Raw genomic sequence first — 16117 nt, 5'->3', positions numbered from 1 at the left:
GCATCTGCGTACAATCCGGCAACAACGCGCACCCCGGGGGGAGCGCAATAACGAGAGGAGACACGCGCATGTCGCAGACCGGTGAGCGCCCGGCGTCCCTGGCGTATCCGTGGTTCGTGGTGGCGATCCTGATGGTCGCTTACGTGTTCTCCTTCGTGGACCGGCAGATCCTGAACCTGCTGGTCGGGCCGATCCGCGCCGACCTGGGCATCAGCGACACGCAGATGAGCCTGCTGATGGGCTTTTCGTTCGCGATCTTCTACACGATCCTCGGCATCCCGCTGGCCCGTATCGCCGACGCCAAGAGCCGTCGCGGCCTGATCGTCGCCGGCATCGTCGTCTGGAGCGCGATGACCGCGCTGTGCGGCCTCGCGAAGCACTACTGGCAGCTGCTGCTGTTCCGCATCGGCGTCGGCGTCGGCGAGGCGGCGCTGTCGCCGGCGGCGTACTCGATGATCGCCGACTACTTCCCGCCGGAGCGTCGCTCGACGGCGATGAGCGTCTACTCGATGGGCATCTTCCTCGGCTCGGGCATCGCCTTCCTGGTCGGCGGCCTGGTGGTGCAGTACAGCGTGGCGCAGGGCACGGTGCTGTTGCCGCTGCTCGGCGAGATCCGGCCGTGGCAGATGGTGTTCCTGATCCTCGGCGCCAGCGGCATCGTGTTCAGCTTCGCGTTCCTGCTGGTGCGCGAGCCGAAGCGGCAAGGTGTCGTCGACGGCCAGGACAGCCTGCCGTTCTCCGAGGTGGTCTCCTACCTGTGGGCAAACCGGCGCGCCGTGCTCAGCCACAACGTCGGCTTCGCGATGATGGCGATGTGCTCCTACGGCACCACCGCGTGGATTCCCACCTACTTCATCCGCTCGCACGGCTGGACCGCCGCCGAGATCGGCGTCGTCCTCGGCCTGCAGGTCGTGGTCTTCGCCTGCGCCGGCATCATCATCGGCGGCCGCATCGCCGACCGCTGGACCCGGCAGGGCCGCAGCGACGCCGCGATGCGCGTCGGCGTGCTCTCCGGCATCGTCACGATGATCGGCGGCGCCACGTACCTGCTCGCGCCGAACGGCACCGTCGCCGCGGTCGCACTGGTCGTGCCGGTGTTCGCGCTGGCGATGCCCTTCGGCGCCGCGCCGGCGGCGCTGCAGGAGATCGTGCCCAACCGCATGCGCGGCCAGACCACGGCGGTCTACCTGTTCATGACCAACATGATCGGCCTGGGGATCGGACCGACCGCGATCGCCGTGTTCACCGACTACGTGTTCTCCGACGACAGCATGCTGCGCTGGTCGATGCTGATCGTCGCCAGCATCTCGCTGACCGGGTCGATGGCGATTCTGCTCAGCGGCATGAAGCCCTACCGGGCGATGCACGCACGGTTGCACGCGGGCTGAGGCTCGCAGGGCGGCGCGTGAGCCGGCACCGCTTGCGACCGCGGCGGCGCGGTCGCAAGCGGTGCCGGCATGACCGCCATCGAAACCCGTCCGCTGCCGCCGCAGGCGCTGCATGCCCGCTACGCCGCGGACGGCGGCTACGTGGACGGTTACGCGACACGGGTCGAGGGCACCGTCGACCTCGCACGCTACGTCGAGGCCTTCTACACGACCGGGCTGTTCCGCGTGGAGCGCGCGATCCTGCGCGTGGCGATCCGTGCACCGTCCACCGACGACGAGGCGCGCGCGGTGGCCGCCGGCACGGGCGAGCGATTCGCCGCATGGTCGGTCGAGGCGCGTGCGCCGGACCAGTTGCTGATGTGCGACCTGTACGGCCGCACGCGCTCCTGGTTCATGGTCGAGCCGGCGACAGACGCGGGCCCGGTGCAGACGCGGCTCTACTTCGGCTCCGCCGTGGTCGCGTCAGCGATGCGAAAACCGTCGTTCCGCCTGCTGCTGGGCTTTCACGTGCTGTACTCCAAGGCCCTGCTGCGCGCGGCGCGGCGCCGGCTCAGGAGATGACGAAGCCGGCGTAGCCCTTCTGCGCGACGTCGTTGCAGGCCTGTCGGTAGTTGCCGGCACCGATGTACGAGAGCAGGCGCTGTGGCTTGCCCGGCACGTTGCTGCCGAGCCACCACGACGGCGTCTTCGCGATCAGCGTCGCGTTGGCCACCTGGTCGTGATGCTTCACCCACTGCGCCTCGAACTCCGGCGTCGGCTCGATCACCTGCCGGTCACCGGTCCTGCGCACGTAGTCGATGCAGTCGGCGATCCAGTCGACCTGCTGCTGCAGGCAGGTCGGCATGTTGCAGAAGGCGGCCGACGGCGCCAGCGGCGCGGCGGTCATGAACAGATTCGGAAAGCCGTGCTTCTGCAGGCCCATCGCGGTCGAGATCTCCTTCTTCCACTCGTCCTTCAGCGACAGGCCGTCGCGACCGCGGATGTCGATGCGGCCGAGCGTGCCGGTGCCGGCATCGAAGCCGGTGGCGAGGATGATCACGTCCAGCTCGTAGGCGGCGGTGCCAGTCTTCAGGCCGGTGTCGGTGAAGGCCTGGATCGGATCGGCCTTCACGTCGACGAGGTGCACATGGTCGAGGTCGAAGACTTCCAGGTAGCCGCTGTCCAGCGGCGTGCGCCGCGTGCCGAAGCCGTGCGTGGTCGGCAGCAGCTTCTCGGCCAGCTCCGGCTTGCGGATGCGCGCGCGCATCTTCTCGCGCACGAAGTCGGACACTTCCCTGTTGGCCGCTTCATCCATGATCACCTTGATGAAGTTCGAACCCCAGAACTGCAGCGAGCCCTTGTCCCACAGCGCCTCCAGCGTGCGCCGCCGCTCCTCCTTCGGCACCTGGTCCCAGTCGCGCGGGTCGAGGTCGAAGTGAAAGCCGATGAAGCTATCGAAGACGCGCTGGCGGTTCTCCGGATAGCGCGCCCGCATGCGCTCGCGCGCCGCGTCGTCGACCTTCGGATTGCGCATCGGGATCGTGTAGTTGGCGGTGCGCTGGAACACGTAGAGCGCGCCGACCTCGTGCGCGATGGTCTGGATCACCTGGATGCCGGTTGCCGCGGTGCCGACGACGCCGACGCGCTTGCCCCTCAGGTCGATGCCCTCGCGCGGCCAGCGCGCCGTGTGCAGCACGGTGCCGCGATAGGCCTCGCGGCCGGGGAACGGCGGTTCGGCCGGTTCCGACAGCGGCCCCAGGCAGGGCACCAGCCAGCGGCAGCGCACGGCGTCGCCGCCGTCGGTCTGCACCACCCAGCGTGCGGCGGCCTCGTCCCAGTGCGCCGCCGTCACGCGCGTGTTGAAGGCGATGTCCTTGCGCAGGTCGAGCCGGTCGGCCACGAAGTTCAGGTAGCGCTCGGTCTCGGCCTGCGCCGGAAAGCGCTCCTGCCAGTTCCACTCGGCGAGCAGTTCGTCGGAGAACCAGTACTGGTAGACCTCGGCCTCCGAATCGGTGCGCGCGCCCGGATACCGGTTCCAGTACCAGGTGCCGCCGACGCCGCTGCCGGCCTCGAAGGCGCGCACGTCCAGCCCCATGCCGCGCAGGCGGTGCAGCGCATACAGGCCGGCGAATCCGGCGCCAATGACCACGGCATCGCAGTCGCGTGCCACTTCCGTCGCGTTCTGGCTCATCTCGCTCTCCTCCGCCCGCAGGCCGCGCGGGCGCAGGTCGAAACTAGACCGCGAAGATGGCCCGGCGCACTACCCGTTAGGGCAGATCGTGCGGTCCAGCGTCGTCGCGGCGGGGCGCCGCCAGGCGGTAGCCGACGCCCTGCTCGGTCAGGATCAGCCGCTGGCGTTCGCCGCGGTCCCCGAGCTTGCCGCGCAGCTGCTGCACCAGCACGCGCAGGTACTGCACGTCATCGCGATGCACCGCCCCCCAGATCTCCTCGAGCAGCTGCCGGTGGGTCAGCACCCGCCCGGCATGGCGGGCGAGCAGGCTCAGCAGGGCGTACTCCTTGCGCGTCAGGGCGACGGGCAGTCCATCGACCGACACCTCGCGTGCCGCGAGGTCGACGCGCAGGCCCTCGTGCACGTACACCGGCTCGGCGTCCGCCTGCCGCGCCTGCTTGCGCAGCGCGACCTTGATCCGCGCCAGCAGCTCGCCGACCGAGAACGGCTTGGTGACATAGTCGTCGGCGCCGTCTTCCAGCAGCCGGATCTTCTGCGCCTCGTCGTCGCGCACCGTGAGCACGATCACCGGCACCGTTGACCAGCCGCGGATCGCGACCAGGGCCTCGTGGCCGTCGCCGTCACCCAGTCCCAGATCGAGCAGCACCAGCGCGGGGTGCCGCGCGGCGCACAGGCGCACCCCTTCGGCCACGCCGTCGGCCTCGACCACCTCGAAGCCCTCGGCCGCCAGCGTGATGCGCAGAAGACGCCGGATCTGCGGCTCGTCGTCGATCACCAGGATGCGGGCCGGCGCGGCGCTCATGGCGTCGGGCCATCGGCGGCGAGCAGCCGCTCTCGCGGCAGGTAGACGTCGATCTGGCAGCCGTTGCCGCGCAGCGGCACCGTCGCCTCGATGCGCCCGCCGTGCAGCTCGGCGATGGCCTTGCAGATGCTCAGTCCGAGCCCGGTGCCGGCGCCGCGATGATCCTTGTCGCTGGAGCGGTTGAACATCTCGAACACCCTGGTGCGCTCGGCCGCGCCGATCCCGGGGCCCTGGTCGATCACGCCGATGATGACGTGCTCTTCCGTGGTCCGCAGCTGCAGCGTGATCTCGGCGGCCTGACCGTGGCGGATCGCATTCTCGAACAGGTTCACGAGCAGCGCCCGCAGCAGCGGGCCGTCGCCGCGCAACAAGCGCGTGCGCTGCGGCGGCCCGTCCCATGTCACGCGCAGGTCCTTGCGCAGGCCCTGCACGGACCGGCGCACCTCCTGCACGAGGTCGTCGAGGTCCACGGTCTGCTCGCGCAGCGCCAACCCGGGCCGCGACAGCCGCGTCATGTCGAGCAGGTTGCGCACGTGCCGGTCGAGCCGCTGCGATTCCTCGAGAATGGTCTGCGCCAGCTCCGTGCGCTGCGCGCCGCCCAGCCGCTCCGACTGCTCCACCAGCGACGAGGCCGCACCCATCACCGAGGCGATCGGCGTGCGCAGATCGTGCGACACCGACGCCAGCAGCGAGTTGCGGATCTGCTCGGTCTCCTGCGACACGCGGCGCTGCTCGACCTCCTGCGTCAGTGCTGCGCGCTCCAGCGCCACCGCGGCCTGATCGGCAAGCGCATCGAGCAGGCGCCGCTGTCCCGGCGACAGCGGGCGCCCGCGCGCCGACAGGTTCAGGCCGGCCACGCCGACCAGACCCGCCGATGTCGCCATCGGCACGAGCAGGAAACGCGAGTTCGGCAAGGTCGAGGTGTGCGCGCCGGCCGGCTTGCGGTGCAGCCAGCACCAGGCCGCGGCTGCGCGCTCGCTCTCGGAAAACTGGAAGTCCGCGCCCAGCTCTGCACGCGCCAGCGGCCGCAGCTGCGTGTCCGGCGGCTCCGTCACGACGAAAGCGGCGCCGTCGAGCGTCGCGCACAGATGCTGCGCCGTCGCCTCGGCGACCTGTTCGACGGTGCGGGCGCGGGCGACGCGGCGGCTGAACTCGTTGAGATTCGCGGTGCGGCTCGCGGTCTTGCGCAAGGCCTGCATCTGGCCACGCAACTGCGCGGCGAACTGCCCCGCGAGCACAGCCACGACGAGAAAGAACACGAGCGTGACCCACTCGTCACGCAGACTCATCGCCATCGTGAAGCGCGGCTCGGTGAACAGGAAGTTGTAGAGCGCGAAGCTGGCCAGCGCCGCCGCGAACGCCGGTGCCCGCCCGTGGCGGACCGCGACGACGAGCACCACCAGCAGATACAGCAGCGAGACGTTGGCCAAGGGCAGCACGCTGTGCAGGCCCGTCGCCGCCAGCGTCGCCGCCAGCAGGCCGGACGCCGCCTCGGCGGCGGCCCTCCCCGTCCATCCGCCCGGCTCGATCGGCACTGCCGCGGGCTGGCGCGTGACCGTCTCGCCTTCGGCATCGACGAAGGTGACGTCGAATCCCTCGCCCAGCCGCATTACCTGGAAGCTCACCGGAGGGCGCAGGAGCAGACGCCACAGCGAGCGCCGCGGCCGTCCGATGACGATCTGCGACACGTTGCGCGTGCGGGCGTAGCGCAGCAGCTCCTCGGCAACGCGTTCGCCCGGAATCGTCACTGCCTCGCCGCCGAGTTGTTCGGCCAGCCGCAGCACCTCGGCGATGCGATCCTTGTCCGCGTTCGGCAGCGTGTTCGCGCGGCTGTTGATGACGTGCACGGCGGTCCACGGCTGGCGTCGCGACTGGGCGATCCGCGCGGCGGCGCGCACGACGCCGCGGGACACCGAGTCGCCGCCGACGCAGACCAGCAGACGCTGACTCGTCGGCCATGGCTGATCCTGCGGATGCCGGCGCAGATAAGCGTCCACATCGGCATCGACGCGCTCGGCGGCGGTGCGCAGCGCAAGATCGCGCAGCGCGGTCAGGTTGCCGAGGTTGAAGAAGCGCTCGATCGCGCGCTGCGCCTGTTCCGGAACGTAGACCTTGCCGGCCTTCAGGCGCTCGACCAGCGTCTCCGGCGGGAGGTCGACCAACTCGATCCCGTCGGCAGTCCGCAGCCAGGCGTCCGGTACGGTCTCGCGCACGCGCACGCCGGTGATGCGCGCCACCGCGTCGTTGAGGCTCTCGACATGCTGGATGTTGAGCGTGGTCCAGACGTTGATGCCGGCAGCGAGCAGTTCCTCGACGTCCTGGTAGCGCTTGGCGTGCCGGCTGCCGGGAACGTTGCTGTGCGCGAACTCGTCGACCAGCGCCAACCGCGGACGCCGCTGCAGCAGGCCGTCGAGATCCAGCTCCGAGAAGCTCCGGCCACCGTGGCGCAGCGTGCGCAAGGGCTGCACCGGCAGCCCCGCGAGCAGACGCGCGGTTTCCTCGCGCCCGTGGGTTTCCACCACGCCGACGACGACATCCTCGCCGGCCGCGACGCGCTCGTGCGCCGCACCGAGCATCGCAAACGTCTTGCCGACCCCGGGCGCGGCACCGAGGAAGATCTTGAGCCTGCCCCGCCGCTGCGTCTGGACGTCACGCAGCAGGCTGTCGGGATCGGGACGGCTGTCTGGCTTCACCGCGCCATTCGATCACGGCGCGGGACTTTCGTCATGAACCCGGGAATCATCCAGCGCCAGATTCACCCCCAGGACGTGCACGCGCGGCTGGCCCAGCACGCCCAGCGTCGGCATCCGCGTATGCCGCGCGATCACCTCGCGTACCTGCTGCGGCGCAATGCCGCGCGCGAGCGCAATGCGCGCGACCTGCAGCTCGGCGTAGGCCGGGCTGATGTGCGGATCGATGCCGGCACCCGATGCGGTCAGCGCGTCGACCGGAAGGCGCGTGGGCGCGCCGATCTCCCTGTCGGCGATGGCGCGCGCTCGCGCGGCGACCGCCTCGCGCAGCGCCGGATGGCTCGGCGCCAGATTGCTGCCGGCGACGGCAGCCGGATCGTAGCCGACCGCCGACGGCCGGCCGGTCAGGTAGCCGTTCCCCTCGAAACGCTGGCCGACGAGGTCCGACCCGATCGCGCGGCCATCGCGCTCGATCAGGCTGCCGCGGGCCTGCGCCGGAAACGCCGCCCGGCCGACCATCACGACGGCTGCCGGGTAAGCCAGGCCGAACATCAGCAGGCTGACCGCCGTGGCGACGAGCGCCGGGCGGAGCGTGCCTGTGCTGTCGGGTTCGTGTCGCATGGAGGCTCCTCCTCACAAGAACAGGCCGGTGCCGGCCAGCAGCAGATCGATCAGCTTGATCGCCGCGAACGGCGCGACGACGCCGCCGAGCCCGTAGATCGCCAGGTTGCGCCGCAGCAGCACGTCGCCGGGCTCGGCGCCGGTACCGATGCCACGCAGCGCCAATGGAATCAGCGCCGGGATGATCAGCGCGTTGTAGATCAGCGCCGACAGCACCGCCGACTGCGGCGAGTGCAGGCGCATCACGTCCAGCGGCGCGAACAGCGGCAGGCTGCTCGCGAACAGCGCCGGCAGCACCGCGAAGTACTTGGCGACGTCGTTGGCCAGCGAGAAGGTGGTCAGCGCGCCGCGCGTGACCAGCAGCTGCTTGCCGATCTCGACCGCCTTGATCAGCTTGGCGGGATCGGAATCGAGATCGACCATGTTCGCGGCTTCCTTCGCCGCCTGGGTGCCGGCGTTCATCGCCAGTCCGATGTCGGCCTGCGCCAGCGCCGGTGCGTCGTTGGTGCCGTCGCCGACCATGGCCACCAGCCGGCCCTGCGCCTGCTCGCGGCGGATCGCTGCAAGCTTGGCTTCGGGCGTGGCCTCGGCAACGAAGTCGTCCACCCCGGCCTCGGCAGCGATCGCCGCCGCGGTCAGCGGGTTGTCGCCGGTGATCATCACGCTGCGCACACCCATGCGTCGCAGACGCGCGAACCGCGCCTGGATGCCGGGCTTGACCACGTCCGACAGCTCGACGACGCCGAGCACGCGATCGGCGACCACGGCCAGCGGCGTCGCACCCTTGCGTGCGATCCGCTCGGCAACGGCCGGCAGATCGCCGGGCACCGGGATGTCCTTTTGCACACACCAGTCGCGAACGGCATCGATCGCGCCCTTGTAGATCAGACCGGCTTCCGTCTCGACGCCGCTCATGCGCGTCTGTGCGCTGAACGCGATGCTGCGCACGATGCGCGCAGCCTGTGGGCGGATGGCGTGCGCGTCGGCGGCGAGCTGCACGATGGACCTGCCCTCCGGCGTCGGATCGGCGACCGACGCCAGCGCCGCCGCCTCGACCAGCGTCTGCACGCGCGTACCGCCGACCGGATGCCAGGCGGTGGCATGGCGGTTGCCGAACGTGATCGTGCCGGTCTTGTCGATCAGCAGCGTATCGATGTCGCCGGCGACCTCCACCGCCTTGCCGGACTTGGCGATCAGGCGCTCGGCGAACGCGCGGTTCATGCCGGCGATGCCGATCGCCGGCAGCAGCCCGGCGATGGTCGTCGGAATCAGGCAGACCAGCAGGGCCAGCAGCATCGTCGCGTCGAGTTCGGCGCCGACGAAGCGCGCCAGCAACGGCAACGTCACGACGACGATGATGAACACCAGGCTCATCGCCGCGAGCAGCACCGTCAGCGCCAGCTCGTTCGGCGTCTTCTGCCGCTGTGCGTTCTCGACCAGCGCGATCATGCGGTCGAGGAAGGAATCGCCCGGATCGGCACCGACCTCGACGACGATGCAATCCGACAGCACCAGCGTGCCGGCGATCACGCCGGAACGGTCGCCGCCGGCCTCGCGCAGCACCGGTGCCGACTCGCCGGTCACCGCGGACTCGTTGATGCTGGCCATGCCTTCGACGATGTCGCCGTCGACCGGAATCAGCTCGCCGGCTTCGACGACGACGCGATCGCCGCGCCGCAGAGCCGTCGCCGGCACGGTTTCCTCGCGGCCATCATCCAGGCGCCGGCGCGCGCGCAGCTCGGTGCGGATCTGTCGCAGACTGCCGGCTTGCCCGCGCGCGCGGGCCTCGGCGACGGCCTCCGCCGCGTTCGCGAACAGCACCGTGAGCGCCAACAGCACGAGCACGCCGATGGGGAATCCGACGCTGTCGCCGACCCACAGTCCGCGGACGACCACAACCGCGGTCAGCAGCGTGCCCATCCACACCAGGAACATCACCGGATTGCGCGCAGCCTGCGTCGGCGCGAGCTTGACGACGCTCGCCGCCAGCACCGGTCCAAACCGCGGCGCGAAGGGAACAGAGGCGGACATCGGTCGGGTCTCCTTCACCGTGCAGCAGCCAGTGCCAGTGCCTCGCCGATCGGCCCCAGCATCAGCGCCGGCAGGAAAGTCAGCAGCGTGAGCAGTGCGATGACGCCGATCAGCGTCGCTGCGAACAGTGGCGTGTCGATGCGCAGGCTCGCGGCCGTTTCCGGCGCCCCGCGCTGTGCCGACAGCCGGCCGGCGATGTACAGCGGAATCGCGATCGGCACGTAGCGGCCGAGCAGCAGCGCCAGCACGCAGCTCAGGTTCCACCACGGCGTGTTGTCGCCCAGGCCCTCGAAACCGGAGCCATTGTTGGCGAAGGCCGAGGTGTATTCGTAGACGACCTGCGCGATGCCGTGGAACCCAGGGTTGCTGGTGCCCGCGAGCGCGGGATGCCACAGGGCGACCGCCGACAGCACGAGAATCACCGCCGGCGGCAGGACGACGAGGACGGCGAGGCCCTGGATCGTCGGCAGGTCGAGCTTGCGGCCGAACAGCTCGGGCGTGCGACCGACCATCAGCCCGGCAAGAAACACCGTCACCAGCAGGTAGACGACGAAGCCGATCAGGCCCACGCCGACGCCGCCCCAGACCGCGTTGACGAACATGCCGACCAGCGCCGTCATCCCGCCGAGCGGGTTGAACGAGTCGTGCATCGCGTTGACCGAACCGTTCGAGGTCTGTGTCGTCAGCGTGCCCCACAGTGCCGACGCGACGGCACCGAAGCGCTGCTCCTTGCCTTCCATGTTCGGGCCGTCGGTGTAGGCGACGGCCGCCGCATTGGGCTGCAGTTCGGCGTGCACGCCGAGCGCGACGAGCCCCGCCGACGTCAGCGCCATCACGCCGACGATCAGTGCCGTCACCCGCGGCCGGCGCAGCAGCGGCCCGGCCGCGAAGGCCATCGCCACCGGCAGCAGCAGGATCGCCATGGTCTGCAGGGCGTTGGACAGCGGCGTCGGATTCTCCAGCGGTGTCGCGCTGTTCGGCCCGTACCAGCCGCCGCCGTTGGTGCCGAGCTGCTTGATCGCCACCATCGGCGCCACCGGGCCGAGCGGGATGGCCTGCGGCGCCGCGGCCTCGAGCGTCGTCACCTGTGTCGCCGGTGCGTAGGTCGCCGGGACACCCTGCCAGACCAGTACGAGCGACAGCAGCAGCGCCAGCGGCAGGAACACACGCGTCAGCGAACGCACGAGGTCCACGTGGAAGTGGCCGAGCCGCCCCGGCTGCGGTGCCGGCGCCCCGGCCCACTGAAAGCCGCCGCGCAGACCGCGCAGCATCGCGACGGCGGCGGCCATGCCGCTGGCCGGCGTGACGAATTGCAGCGTCACGATGGCGAAGGTCTGCGACAGATGCGAGAGCTGCGCCTGCCCCGAGTAGTGCTGCTGGTTGGTGTTGGTCATGAACGACACCGCCGTATGCAGCGCCAGGTCCCAGGACAGGTTCGGCACGCGGTCCGGGTTCAGCGGCAGCCACGCCTGCGTCATGAACACCAGCCACGCGAGCGCGCCGAGCAGCAGGTTGAACAGCAGCAGCGCACCGAAGTAGCCGCGCCAGTCCATCGGCACCCCCGGCGCGACACCCAGCAGGCGATACAGCGGCGCCTCGACGCGGCGGTGCAGCTCATCGGCGCGAAAGCGGCTCTCATCGAACACCGCGACCAGATGGCGCGACAGCAGCGCACCGCCGACCGCCGTCGTCGCCAGCACCAGCAGCAGCTCGGTCATGTGCGGCGCCTTTCTAGAACCGTTCCGGATGGCGGATCGCGAGCCACAGGTACAGCGCGGCGGCGACGCCCATGCCCAGCAGCAGAACGTCCATTGCAGCTCTCCGGCTTCGGAACTGCGGACATGCTCGGTCGCCGGCGCATCAGGAATCGATATCGATCCGCCCCGCGTCGCATAAGAAATCCATAAGACGGCGCGCTACACTGGCGCCCTGCCTTTCCGGAGCCTGCCGCCCATGCGCCACTGATGCCCGCCGTCACCTGAGACGGCCTGCTTGCGCCCGCAATCCCTTGCGGCCCCGAGCCCTGGCATGAGTGTTTTCGCGCATGACGCACGCCCCTTTCCTGACGCTGCACGGCGTTTCCCATTCGCTTCCCGACGGTCGCCTGCTGTTCCGCGACCTGGAGGCGCATTTCGATCATCGACCGACCGGCCTCGTCGGCCGCAACGGCATCGGCAAGAGCGTGCTCGCGCGCATCCTCGCCGGAACGCTGATGCCCACGAGCGGGCGCGTGCTGCGCAGCGGGCCGGTCCACTACCTGCCGCAGCAGATCCGGCCGCAGCCGCTGCAGACCGTCGCCGGCCTGGCCGGTGTGCAGGCCGGCCTCGACGCGCTGGCCCGCATCGAAGCCGGTTGTGCGCAACCGGGCGACGACGAGCTGCTCGGCGAGCGCTGGGACCTGCGCGAATGTCTCGCACGGATACTCGACGCATCCGGCCTGTCGCACGTCGACGCCGACACGCCGGCCACGCGGCTCAGCGGCGGCGAGCTGACGCGTGTCGCGCTCGCCGGCGCGTTTCTCGGCGGGGCGGACTTTCTCGTACTCGACGAACCGAGCAACCATCTCGACCGCCAGCACCGCGACGCGCTGATCGAGCAGTTGCGGCGCTGGCCCGGCGGCCTGCTCGTCGTCAGCCACGACCGCAGCCTGCTCGACAGCCTGCACACCATCGTCGAGCTGTCGGAGACCGGATTGCGCCGCTACGGCGGCGGTCACGCCTTCTACGCCCGGACCCGCGCGCAGGAACACGCCGCGGCACAGGACCGGCTCGACCGCAGCAAGGCGCAGAACCGGCGGCAGGCGCGCGAACTGGACCGGCAGCGCGAGCGCGCCGAACGCCGGCAGGCGCGAGGCCGGCACGATGCGGCGAACGCCAACCTGGCGCCGATCCTGCTGGGCTTGCGCAAGGGCCGAAGCGAGACCACGAGCGGCAAGCTGCGGGTGCAGCAGCAGGCCGCACGGGAATCGCTGGCGCAGCAGGTTCGCGAGGCTGCCGCGGCAGTCGCGTCGCAGCGCGAGACCGTGCTGTTCGCGCCCCCCGCCGCACGCGGGCCGGACCGGGTGGCCGCGCTCACCGACGTGACACTGCCGCACCTGGCCGGCGCCACGCGCAACATCGCGCTGTCGCTGCTGCGCGGTCAGCGTATTGCGCTGGTGGGTGCCAACGGCAGGGGCAAGTCCACCTTGCTGCAGGTGCTGTCCGGGCGGCTGGCGCCGCTGGGCGGCCGTTGCGAGCTTGCGGTGGCGACGGCATACCTGGACCAGCACCTGTCGCTGCTCGATCCGGACCGCGGCGTGCTCGACCAGCTGCGCGCGATCAACCGCCGCACCGGCGAGGGCGAACTGCGCAGCCGGCTGGCGCTGCTGGGACTGGGCCCGGCGCAGCTACGGCCGCCCGCCGGCCAGCTCAGTGGCGGCGAGCGCGTGCGCGCGGCGATGGCCTGCGCGCTCTACGGCGAGAACCCGGCGCAACTGCTGCTGCTCGACGAGCCGGACAATCACCTCGACCTGGAGGCCACGGCCGCGCTGGAGACGATGCTGCGCCAGTACGACGGCACGCTGGTCGCGGCCTCGCACGACCCGCACTTTCTCGACGCGCTGGCGCCCACGCACCGGCTCGAAGCCGGGGCGGCGGGATGGCGGCTGACGCCGTGGCAGGCCGCCGCCCGCTGAGGGCCGCGGCCTGCCGGCGTCCGTCCGCTCAAACCATCAGCAGCTTGACCGCGATGTAACCGATCAGCACGACCTGGATCAGGAAGAAGGTCGCGCGCAGCATGATCTGGATGAACGACGTGCCGCTGATGTGGACCGCACTCTGCGCCACGCGCGCGTACAGCACCCACGCGGCGACGCTGTCGGCGATGGCGATCTGGTTCATCAGCCCCGCGATCGCCACTACGCCGGCGAACAGCGGCAGGTTCTCGATGCAGTTCAGGTGCGCGCTCTTCGCACGCTGGAACATCGGCGGATCGACCGGCGCCTTGTTGCGCTCCCAGCTGTCGATGGCCTTGGCGCCGACGAGCGCCTGCGGAATGCGCGGTCCGGCATAGATCAGCAGCAGGACGATCATCCACAGGATGTAAAGCAGAACCGCATCGAATGCCGACATGAAAGAGTCCCCCAGGCACATGGATGGACGGGGCGATCACGACGCGCCGGAACCGACGCAGCCACTGCCCCGCTGGCCGCCGGCGGCGCCGACCGAGCCGCCGTTACTCTACCCGCGGCGCGAAATGTGCGGCACTACCCATGCAGGCAGCCGCAACCGCGACCGCTGCGAATCGGGAAGAAACCCCTCACGCTCCGTTCGCCCCGAGTGTTTCGCGCAGCGAAACGTATCGAGGGGCCTGTCCCGAGTGCCGCTGTAGCGGTGTATCGAGGGACTTGCGGCACCACCCTGCCGGGGATGCCCCTCGATACACCGCAGCTTCGCTGCAGCACTCGGGACGAGCGGACTCGTGCGCATGCCCCGCCATCTGCGCGTCCCACGAACGGCCGCAGCAGCAACATAGGCAGACGGGCGACGAACATCGCAAGCCCAAATCAGCGCTTGGGCTTGCGGCCGCGCAGACCGAACTTCACCGCGTCCACCAGATCGAGCGGCACCTGGCGGCGGATCGCGCTGATCTGCTTGGCGCGGATGCGGCGCTTGGATTCGGCATGCGCGCGTGCGTCCAGCTTGGCGAACTGCGTCGCCCGCGATTGCGCGCGCGCCATCAGCTCGGCCGGATCCGCCAGCTCGTCGAAGAAGCCCGCGGCCAGCGCCGTCTCCGGCGTGAACACCTCCGAGAGCGTGACCGCACGCTGGTAGGCCGCCGGCGTCAGCCGCTGCTGCAGGGTCGTGCAGGCCACGCGCGGCATCGTCAGGCCAATCGCGACCTCGTTCGCGGCGATCTGGAATTCGCCGCGCGTGCCGATGACGTAGTCGGTGGACAGCATCAGGAACACGCCCATCGCGAACGAATGCCCGTTGCATGCGGCGATCACCGGATACGGGTAGGCCATCACCCGCGCCGTCAGCGAGTAGCCGGCGCGCAGCATGCGCAGCGTGTCGGCATTGCCCGCCTTCATCACCTTGAGGTCGTAGCCGGCCGAGAACACGCCCTCGCGCCCGGTGAGGATCACCCCGGCACGATCCTTCTCCGCCTGGCGCAGGGCCCCGTAGATGCCGCGGAACACCGCCGGCGACAGCGCATTGCGCTTGCCGTCGTCGATGGTGATGACGGCAATGCCGTCCTTCAGCTCGTATCGAACGCTCTCGCCGCTCATATCCACGCTCCGTGGTGATTACTCCCCTCTCCCGCTCGCGGGAGAGGGGCTGGGGGAGAGGGCCGCGCGAAGCGCGGACTCTTCATCTGCCCGCTACCTTAATCCCGCAACATGACCGCGGCGAGCACTGGCCCCGTTCCCCCGAGTGCCGCGCCTTCGGTGCGGCGTATCGAGGGGCTGGCGTTCTCAGCCGTCCCGATGCCCCAACGCGTACCCGATCGCCGCCGTCACCGCCGCCACCTGCGCCTGTACGCATAGCTCCGGGGTCGCCCGCGGACTGTCCGGGTACACCTCCGTCGTCGTGCGGAACTTCGCGTCCGTCATCCCCGCGCACAAACCGAGCGACTGCAGCGGGTACTCGATCACGCCGGGCGCCACGACCTTCGAGCCGATGATGCAGCCGGCCTCGTCCGCCGGCGCAATGTGTGTCACCTGCGCCACCGCGTCGATCACCGCGCTCTGGAACGCCGTCTGTGGCCGTTCGGTGTCGTCCACCAAGTAGAAGCCGTCCGGAATCGTCCCCGGCTCGAACGGCTTGCCATCCCGCGCCGCCAGCGCCGGCCGGAACTCCGACTCGTCCGTGTCCGTCGTCTCGTGCAGGTCGATATGCAGCAGCACCCGGTCGCGCAGCGGCGCCACCAGCGCCATCAGCGCCATCAGGGCCGCCGACTCCGGCGCCGGGCTGTTCGCCACGAACGAACGGTTCGGGTCCACCGCATCCACGTTCCAGCGCTGGATCGTCTCGTAACCCCAGGGACTCACGCACGGCGCCACCAGCAGGTTCACCTTCCCCGCATACGCCGCCGCGTGCCGCTCGGCAAAGCGCAGCGCGCCGTGCACGCCGCTGGTCTCGTAGCCGTGGACTCCGCCCGTCACCAGCACCACCGGCAGACCGTCCCGCCAGTCGCGGGACTTCAGCGCAAACAGCGGATAACGCGCCGGATCGTGCGGCAGACGGCCGTACTCGATCACCGTCCACGTCGCGCGCAGCCGTTCGATGATCGTCAGTACGTCGTCCGTGTAGCGGCGCTGGAGGGTCTGCCGGGCGAGCCAGGTCTTTCGCTCGGGTTCGCCCCATGCGGTGCCGGGGGTGCCAATCGGATATGGGGAGTGACCGGTCATGAGGGTCTATGGACTGGGCTTGAT

The 16117-nt window shown here is 70.2% G+C and carries 12 protein-coding genes; 3 read left to right on the top strand and 9 right to left on the bottom strand.

Features of this window, described 5'->3' with window-relative positions:
• Positions 1-68: 68 nt before the first annotated feature.
• Positions 69-1388: a spinster family MFS transporter gene (locus tag C8D93_RS16490; RefSeq protein WP_110266329.1), complete on the top strand. Its 1320-nt coding sequence runs from the start codon at positions 69-71 to the stop codon at positions 1386-1388.
• 69 nt (positions 1389-1457) lie between these two features.
• On the top strand, positions 1458-1949 hold the full coding sequence (locus C8D93_RS16485; RefSeq protein WP_110266328.1) for a hypothetical protein: 492 nt from the start codon (positions 1458-1460) through the stop codon (positions 1947-1949).
• Here the strand turns inward: C8D93_RS16485 and C8D93_RS16480 are convergent.
• The 6 genes from C8D93_RS16480 to kdpA all read right to left on the bottom strand — a co-directional run bounded on the left by C8D93_RS16480 (position 1939) and on the right by kdpA (position 11420).
• Entirely contained in the window at positions 1939-3558 is a 1620-nt protein-coding gene (locus tag C8D93_RS16480) for a flavin-containing monooxygenase (RefSeq protein ID WP_110266327.1), read from the bottom strand. The genes C8D93_RS16485 and C8D93_RS16480 overlap by 11 nt on opposite strands.
• A 76-nt stretch (positions 3559-3634) precedes the next feature.
• Positions 3635-4360, bottom strand: coding sequence for a response regulator (locus C8D93_RS16475; RefSeq protein WP_110266326.1), 726 nt, complete (start codon positions 4358-4360; stop codon positions 3635-3637).
• On the bottom strand, positions 4357-7053 hold the full coding sequence (locus C8D93_RS16470) for a DUF4118 domain-containing protein (RefSeq protein ID WP_110266325.1): 2697 nt from the start codon (positions 7051-7053) through the stop codon (positions 4357-4359). The genes C8D93_RS16475 and C8D93_RS16470 overlap by 4 nt, the downstream gene beginning before the upstream one ends.
• 12 nt (positions 7054-7065) lie before the next feature.
• The gene (gene kdpC / locus C8D93_RS16465) at positions 7066-7671 is read right to left on the bottom strand and encodes a potassium-transporting ATPase subunit KdpC (RefSeq protein ID WP_110266324.1); all 606 of its coding nucleotides are present in this window, start codon (positions 7669-7671) and stop codon (positions 7066-7068) included.
• A gap of 12 nt (positions 7672-7683) precedes the next feature.
• A complete protein-coding gene (gene kdpB, locus C8D93_RS16460) occupies positions 7684-9702 on the bottom strand; it encodes a potassium-transporting ATPase subunit KdpB (protein WP_110266323.1) in 2019 nt (672 codons plus the stop codon).
• Positions 9703-9716: 14 nt separating this feature from the next.
• Complete coding sequence (gene kdpA, locus C8D93_RS16455) at positions 9717-11420, bottom strand: potassium-transporting ATPase subunit KdpA (protein ID WP_110266322.1); 1704 nt, start codon at positions 11418-11420, stop codon at positions 9717-9719.
• 326 nt (positions 11421-11746) lie between these two features.
• On the opposite strand from kdpA, the gene C8D93_RS16450 reads away from it, so the two are divergent.
• Positions 11747-13375 carry an ABC-F family ATP-binding cassette domain-containing protein gene (locus tag C8D93_RS16450; RefSeq protein ID WP_110266321.1) on the top strand — a complete coding sequence of 543 codons (1629 nt, stop codon included), beginning with the start codon at positions 11747-11749 and terminating at the stop codon, positions 13373-13375.
• 28 nt (positions 13376-13403) lie between these two features.
• On the opposite strand, the gene C8D93_RS16445 is transcribed toward C8D93_RS16450, so the two are convergent.
• The 3 genes from C8D93_RS16445 to C8D93_RS16435 form a co-directional block, all read right to left on the bottom strand.
• Positions 13404-13811, bottom strand: coding sequence for an MAPEG family protein (locus C8D93_RS16445; protein ID WP_110266320.1), 408 nt, complete (start codon positions 13809-13811; stop codon positions 13404-13406).
• 434 nt (positions 13812-14245) lie between these two features.
• Complete coding sequence (locus tag C8D93_RS16440) at positions 14246-14971, bottom strand: crotonase/enoyl-CoA hydratase family protein (RefSeq protein ID WP_110266319.1); 726 nt, start codon at positions 14969-14971, stop codon at positions 14246-14248.
• 186 nt (positions 14972-15157) lie between these two features.
• Entirely contained in the window at positions 15158-16093 is a 936-nt protein-coding gene (locus C8D93_RS16435; protein ID WP_110266318.1) for a M14 family metallopeptidase, read from the bottom strand.
• Positions 16094-16117 lie beyond the last annotated feature (24 nt).

It is taken from the genome of Sinimarinibacterium flocculans, from assembly GCF_003201205.1.
Lineage (GTDB): Bacteria > Pseudomonadota > Gammaproteobacteria > Nevskiales > Nevskiaceae > Solimonas > Solimonas flocculans.
This window is presented reverse-complemented; position numbering and strand designations above follow the sequence as displayed.

What these genes read in the sequence shown, in the direction of transcription:
- C8D93_RS16490 (WP_110266329.1), top strand. Translation starts at nt 69, where the DNA reads ATGTCGCAGACCGGTGAGCGCCCGGCGTCCCTGGCGTATCCGTGGTTC.
- C8D93_RS16485 (WP_110266328.1), top strand. Translation starts at nt 1,458, where the DNA reads ATGACCGCCATCGAAACCCGTCCGCTGCCGCCGCAGGCGCTGCATGCC.
- C8D93_RS16480 (WP_110266327.1), bottom strand. Translation starts at nt 3,558, where the DNA reads ATGAGCCAGAACGCGACGGAAGTGGCACGCGACTGCGATGCCGTGGTC.
- C8D93_RS16475 (WP_110266326.1), bottom strand. Translation starts at nt 4,360, where the DNA reads ATGAGCGCCGCGCCGGCCCGCATCCTGGTGATCGACGACGAGCCGCAG.
- kdpC (WP_110266324.1), bottom strand. Translation starts at nt 7,671, where the DNA reads ATGCGACACGAACCCGACAGCACAGGCACGCTCCGCCCGGCGCTCGTC.
- kdpB (WP_110266323.1), bottom strand. Translation starts at nt 9,702, where the DNA reads ATGTCCGCCTCTGTTCCCTTCGCGCCGCGGTTTGGACCGGTGCTGGCG.
- kdpA (WP_110266322.1), bottom strand. Translation starts at nt 11,420, where the DNA reads ATGACCGAGCTGCTGCTGGTGCTGGCGACGACGGCGGTCGGCGGTGCG.
- C8D93_RS16450 (WP_110266321.1), top strand. Translation starts at nt 11,747, where the DNA reads ATGACGCACGCCCCTTTCCTGACGCTGCACGGCGTTTCCCATTCGCTT.
- C8D93_RS16445 (WP_110266320.1), bottom strand. Translation starts at nt 13,811, where the DNA reads ATGTCGGCATTCGATGCGGTTCTGCTTTACATCCTGTGGATGATCGTC.
- C8D93_RS16440 (WP_110266319.1), bottom strand. Translation starts at nt 14,971, where the DNA reads ATGAGCGGCGAGAGCGTTCGATACGAGCTGAAGGACGGCATTGCCGTC.
- C8D93_RS16435 (WP_110266318.1), bottom strand. Translation starts at nt 16,093, where the DNA reads ATGACCGGTCACTCCCCATATCCGATTGGCACCCCCGGCACCGCATGG.